The organism is uncultured Nocardioides sp. (assembly GCF_902805925.1).
In the GTDB taxonomy this organism is placed as follows: Bacteria; Actinomycetota; Actinomycetes; order Propionibacteriales; family Nocardioidaceae; genus Nocardioides.
Map to the genome: position 1 here is coordinate 1 of NZ_CADCUP010000162.1, position 5,113 is coordinate 5,113.

Here is a 5,113-nt window from a genome sequence, read left to right on the forward strand (position 1 = left end):
GGACCTGCGCCGCGACCCGCCGGCGGTGCTCACGCCGGGGGCCCGGGTGCGCTTCGTGGAGGAGCGATGAGCGCCACCGGGCTGCGCGTCCACGCCACCGGGGCGCAGTGCCTGGTCGAGGACCTCGGCCGGCGGGGGCTCACGAGCATCGGTGTCGGGCGCTCCGGCGCCGCCGACCGGGGGTCGCTGCGCCGGGCGAACCGCGCGCTGGCCAACGAGGAGGGCGACGCCGCCCTCGAGGTGACCTTCGGCGGCCTGGTGGTCGAGCCGGTGGGCGGCCCGGTGTGGCTCTGCGTCACCGGTGCCCCGTGTCCGGTCACCGTGGACGGCCGCGACGTCGGCGCGGACACGGTCTTCTCGGCGCCCGCGGGGGCCGTGGTGCGGCTGGGGACGCCGGAGCGCGGGCTGCGCTCGTACCTCGCCGTGCGCGGCGGCGTGGCGGTGGAGCCGGTGCTGGGCTCCCGCAGCCGCGACGTGATGGCCGCGCTCGGGCCCGACCAGGTCGCCGAGGGCGACCTGCTGCCGGTGGGGCGTCCGGGTGGCTCCCAGCCCACCGTCGACTCCGTCCTCCCGCTCGCGCTGCCGGCCCGCGACGAGCCGCTGGTGCTGCGCGCCGTGCGCGGCCCCCGCGACGGCTGGCTGGCCGAGGCCGACGGGCTGGTCTCCACGAGCTGGGTGGCCAGCGAGCGCAGCAACCGGGTCGGCATGCGCCTGGAGGCATCACCCGCGGAGGCCGGCGGTGGCGAGGCGCCCGTCCTGCGGCACGCCGACGACGCGCCGTCCCTGCCCAGCGAGGGGGCCTGGCGCGGCGCGGTGCAGGTGCCCCCGGACGGCGAGCCCGTCCTGTTCCTGGCCGACCACCCGGTGACCGGCGGATACCCGGTCGTCGCGGTGGTGGTCGACACCGACGTGGACCTGGCAGCCCAGGCCCGTCCCGGACAACCCGTGAGGTTCCGATGGACCAGTCCCCGCTGAGCACCGCTCCCGCCGCCCCGGACGCCGCGGAGGCCGCCGGGCTCACCCCGGTCGAGGCCCGCGCGCTCTTCCGCGCCGGGCTCGTCACGCCCACCGCGGGATGGAGCCGCGGGTGGACGCAGGCCAACCTCATCTCGCTGCCGCGCGAGGCCGCGCACGACTTCCTGCTCTTCGCCCAGCGCAACCCCAAGCCCTGCCCGGTGCTCGACGTGCTGGACCCGGGCGCGGTGTCGGGGCCCATCCTCGACGGCGACGTGCGCACCGACCTGCCGGCCTACCGCGTCTACGTCGACGGGGAGCAGGTCGAGGAGGTCGCCGACGTCCGGTCGTGGTGGCGCGAGGACCTGGTGACGTTCCTCCTCGGGTGCAGCTTCACCTTCGAGGGGGCCCTGGCGGAGGCCGGCGTCCCGGTCCGTCACCAGGAGCTCGGGGTCAACGTCCCGATGTACCGCACCAGCACCCGGTGCCGTCCGGCCGGCGCCCTGTCGGGGCCCGTGGTGGTCTCGATGCGCCCGGTGCCCGCGGCGCAGGTGGCCGACGCGGTGCGCGTCACCGCCCGCTACCCCGCGGTCCACGGCGCGCCGGTGCACGTGGGCGACCCGGCGGCGCTGGGCATCCGCGACCTCGACCGACCGGACTTCGGGGACCCGGTCGAGGTGCGCCCGGGGGAGGTGCCGGTCTTCTGGGCGTGCGGCGTGACACCGCAGGCGGCCGTGATGGAGTCACGGCCCCCGCTCGCGATCGGCCACGCACCGGGGCACATGCTCATCACCGACGCCCGGGACGCCGACCACCTGCTGCCCTGAGGCTGCCCGGGGCGCGGCGGTCCGCCGGCGGGGTCAGTGCGCGCTGTCGGCCGCCGGCTGCACCAGCTCGACCAGCACGCCGCCGGTGTCCCTGGGGTGGATGAAGTTCACCCGGCTGCCGGAGGTGCCGCGCCTCGCGGCGTCGTACAGGAGGCGGAGACCCCGCTCGCGCAGGGTGGCGGAGACGGCCTCGACGTCCTCGACCCGGAAGGCGAGCTGCTGCATGCCGGGGCCGCTGCGGTCCAGGAACCTCGCGATCGTCGACTCGGGGGTCAGCGGCGCGAGCAGCTGGATGCACGACCCGGAGTCGCCGACGCCCACCATGGCCTCGCGGACGCCCTGCTCCTCGTTGACCTCCTCGTGGAGGACCTGCATGCCGTAGGCGTCGCGGTAGAACGCCATGGCCACGTCCAGGTCGGCGACGGCGATGCCGACGTGGTCGATCGCGGTGAAGAGGTGCTGCACGGGCTCGAGGCCGGGGGCGCGGACGGTCATGCCGACATCGTCGTACGGCGTCCGCCGCAGGCGCGAGGGGGTGTGACATGTGGCACGCGGCAGGGGCGCCGACCGCCCCTCCCGGTGGTGCGCGCGGGTGGGTATCGTCGCGACCACCACCCCGATCCCCTGGAGGCACCGCATGTCAGGCAGCACCGGATCCGTCATCGTCGCCGGGGCCCGCACCCCGATCGGCCGCCTGCTGGGCGGGCTGAAGGACCAGTCGGCCGCTGACCTCGGCGGCGTGGCCATCAAGGGCGCGCTCGAGAGGGCCGGCGTCTCCGGCGACCAGGTCGACTACGTCATCATGGGCCAGGTCATCCAGGCCGGCGCCGGCCAGAACCCCGCACGGATGGCGGCGGTCAACGGCGGCATCCCGATGACGGTGCCCTCCATCACGATCAACAAGGTGTGCCTCTCCGGCCTCAACGCCATCGCGCTCGCCGACCAGCTGGTGCGCGCCGGCGAGTGCGACATCGTGGTGGCGGGCGGCATGGAGTCGATGACCAATGCCCCGCACTTCCTGCCGAAGTCGCGCGAGGGGGTGAAGTTCGGCGACGTGAAGCTGGTCGACTCGATGGCCTACGACGCCCTCTTCGACCAGTTCACCTCGCAGGCGATGGGCCTGCTCACCGAGGAGTGCAACGCCGCGGGCGCCAACCTCACCCGTGCCGAGCAGGACGAGTTCGCCGTCCAGTCGCACGTGAAGGCCGCGGTGGCGTGGAAGAACGGCGTCTTCGCCGACGAGGTCGTGCCCGTCGAGGTCCCGCAGCGCAGGGGAGACCCCGTGGTCGTGTCCGAGGACGAGGGCGTCCGCGGGGACACCACGATCGAGTCGCTGGGCAAGCTGCGCCCCGCGTTCTCCAAGGAGGGCACCGTCACCGCCGGCTCCGCCTCGCAGATCTCCGACGGCGCCGCCGCCGTCGTGGTGATGAGCAGGGCCAAGGCCGAGGAGCTGGGCCTGACCTGGCTCGCCGAGATCGGCGCCCACGGCCAGGTGGCCGGCCCCGACTCCACCCTCCAGCTCCAGCCCGCCGCGGCCACCGCGAGGGCCTGCGAGAAGGAGGGCATCTCGCCCGACGAGCTCGACCTGGTGGAGTTCAACGAGGCGTTCGCGGCGGTCGGCATCTCCTCGGCCCGTGAGCTCGGCATCGACGACGCCAAGGTCAACGTCAACGGCGGCGCCATCGCCCTGGGCCACCCGGTCGGCATGTCGGGCACCCGGGTCGTGCTGCACCTCGCGCTGGAGCTCCAGCGCCGCGGTGGCGGCGTCGGTGCCGCCGCGCTGTGCGGTGGTGGCGGACAGGGCGACGCCCTGATCGTCCGCGTCCCGAAGGCGTGAGGGGCCCGGACCGCGCAGGAGGGGGACGCCGGCGCACGACGGCGTCCGTCCCCGATCTCGTCTCCCGGGCGCGCGAGGGCGACGCCCGCGCGGTGGCCCGGCTGATCTCGCTGGTCGAGGACGACTCGCCGTTGCTGCGCGAGGTGATGACGGCGCTGGCGCCGCACACCGGCCACGCCCAGATCGTCGGGATCACCGGGTCGCCCGGCGTCGGCAAGTCGACGTCGACGAACGCGCTCGTCACCCAGCTGCGCCGGGCCGGCAAGCGGGTCGGCGTGCTGGCGGTCGACCCGTCCTCGCCGTTCTCCGGGGGCGCGCTGCTGGGCGACCGCGTGCGGATGCAGGACCACGCCACCGACCGCGACGTCTACATCCGCTCCATGGCCTCGCGCGGCCACCTCGGCGGGCTGGCGTGGAGCACCCCGCAGGCGCTGCGCGTGCTGGATGCCGCCGGGTGCGACGTCGTCCTCATCGAGACCGTCGGGGTGGGGCAGAGCGAGGTCGAGATCGCCGGCCTCGCCGACACCACGCTGGTGCTGATGGCGCCCGGGATGGGCGACGGCATCCAGGCCGCCAAGGCCGGCATCCTCGAGATCGGCGACCTCTACGTCGTCAACAAGTCCGACCGCGACGGCGCCGACCAGGTGCGCCGCGACCTGCGCTCCATGCTGGCCCTCGGCGACCGGCCCGAGGGCTGGTGGAGACCGCCCATCGTGAAGACGGTGGCCGCCCGCGACGAGGGGCTCGACGAGGTGGTCGAGGAGGTCGAGCGGCACCGCGCGTGGCTGACCGAGACCGGCGAGCTCGCCGTACGCCGGGCGCGGCGCGCGCGCGACGAGATCGAGGCGATCGCCATGACGACCCTGCGCGCCCGGTGGGGCGACCTGCACGGCCACGCCTCGCTGGACGGGCTGGCAGCCGCGGTCGCCGGCGGGACCACCGACCCCTACTCCGCCGCCGATGAGCTGGTCGACGCGATCAGCGCCTGAGCCGGACCGGTCCAGCGAACGACGGAGTCCGCGCGCCTCCCGCCCGGTCAGCGTTGCCGGTGGTATCAAAGGTGGCGTCATGGGCGATCTGAGGCTGCGGTGAGTCCGCGCGCGGCCGGCTGATGACCCTGCCCTTCGACCCCATCGACGAGGCGGCCCGCCAGTGGGGGCTCCGCTGGGACCGGGTGCCCGCCATGCACGCCGTGACGTCGCTGATGCGCGTGCAGCAGCTGGTCATCGGGCGGCTCGACGCGCTGCTGCGCCCGCACGGTCTGACCTTCGCCCGCTACGAGGCGCTGGTGCTGCTCACGTTCTCCTCCCGTGGCTCTCTGCCCCTGGGCAAGATGGGGGAGCGGCTGCAGGTGCACCCGACGTCCGTGACGTCGATCGTGCGGCGGCTCGAGGGCGCCGGCCTGGTGGTGCGGCGCCCCCACCCCGACGACGCCCGGGCCGTGCTGGCCGAGATCACCGACAGCGGTCGCGCGCTGGTGGAGGCCGCGACCGCC

Annotated in this window: 6 protein-coding genes; 5 read left to right on the forward strand and 1 reads right to left on the reverse strand. The window is 75.1% G+C overall.

Going from position 1 to position 5,113, the window contains the following annotated elements; translation table 11 throughout:
• The first annotated feature begins 66 nt into the window (after positions 1-66).
• The gene (locus tag QZX64_RS11750) at positions 67-975 is read left to right on the forward strand and encodes a biotin-dependent carboxyltransferase family protein (protein ID WP_295659978.1); all 909 of its coding nucleotides are present in this window, start codon (positions 67-69) and stop codon (positions 973-975) included.
• Positions 957-1,781, forward strand: coding sequence for a putative hydro-lyase (locus tag QZX64_RS11755; RefSeq protein ID WP_295659981.1), 825 nt, complete (start codon positions 957-959; stop codon positions 1,779-1,781). The genes QZX64_RS11750 and QZX64_RS11755 overlap by 19 nt, the downstream gene beginning before the upstream one ends.
• A gap of 33 nt (positions 1,782-1,814) precedes the next feature.
• Here the strand turns inward: QZX64_RS11755 and mce are convergent, their stop codons facing one another.
• Positions 1,815-2,276, reverse strand: coding sequence for a methylmalonyl-CoA epimerase (gene mce, locus QZX64_RS11760; RefSeq protein ID WP_295659984.1), 462 nt, complete (start codon positions 2,274-2,276; stop codon positions 1,815-1,817).
• Between the two features lie 142 nt (positions 2,277-2,418).
• Here mce and QZX64_RS11765 point away from each other — a divergent pair, with 142 nt between their 5' ends.
• The 3 genes from QZX64_RS11765 to QZX64_RS11775 form a co-directional block, all read left to right on the forward strand.
• A complete protein-coding gene (locus tag QZX64_RS11765; RefSeq protein ID WP_295659987.1) occupies positions 2,419-3,618 on the forward strand; it encodes an acetyl-CoA C-acetyltransferase in 1,200 nt (399 codons plus the stop codon).
• A complete protein-coding gene (gene meaB, locus QZX64_RS11770) occupies positions 3,615-4,607 on the forward strand; it encodes a methylmalonyl Co-A mutase-associated GTPase MeaB (protein WP_295659990.1) in 993 nt (330 codons plus the stop codon). Before QZX64_RS11765 ends, meaB begins: the two co-directional genes overlap by 4 nt.
• A gap of 122 nt (positions 4,608-4,729) precedes the next feature.
• On the forward strand, positions 4,730-5,113 hold a 384-nt coding region (locus QZX64_RS11775), incomplete at its 3' end, for a MarR family transcriptional regulator (protein ID WP_295659993.1).

Excerpts from the sequence above, each read along its gene's own strand:
- QZX64_RS11750 (WP_295659978.1), top strand. The coding sequence starts at position 67 with ATGAGCGCCACCGGGCTGCGCGTCCACGCCACCGGGGCGCAGTGCCTG.
- QZX64_RS11755 (WP_295659981.1), top strand. The coding sequence starts at position 957 with ATGGACCAGTCCCCGCTGAGCACCGCTCCCGCCGCCCCGGACGCCGCG.
- mce (WP_295659984.1), bottom strand. The coding sequence starts at position 2,276 with ATGACCGTCCGCGCCCCCGGCCTCGAGCCCGTGCAGCACCTCTTCACC.
- QZX64_RS11765 (WP_295659987.1), top strand. The coding sequence starts at position 2,419 with ATGTCAGGCAGCACCGGATCCGTCATCGTCGCCGGGGCCCGCACCCCG.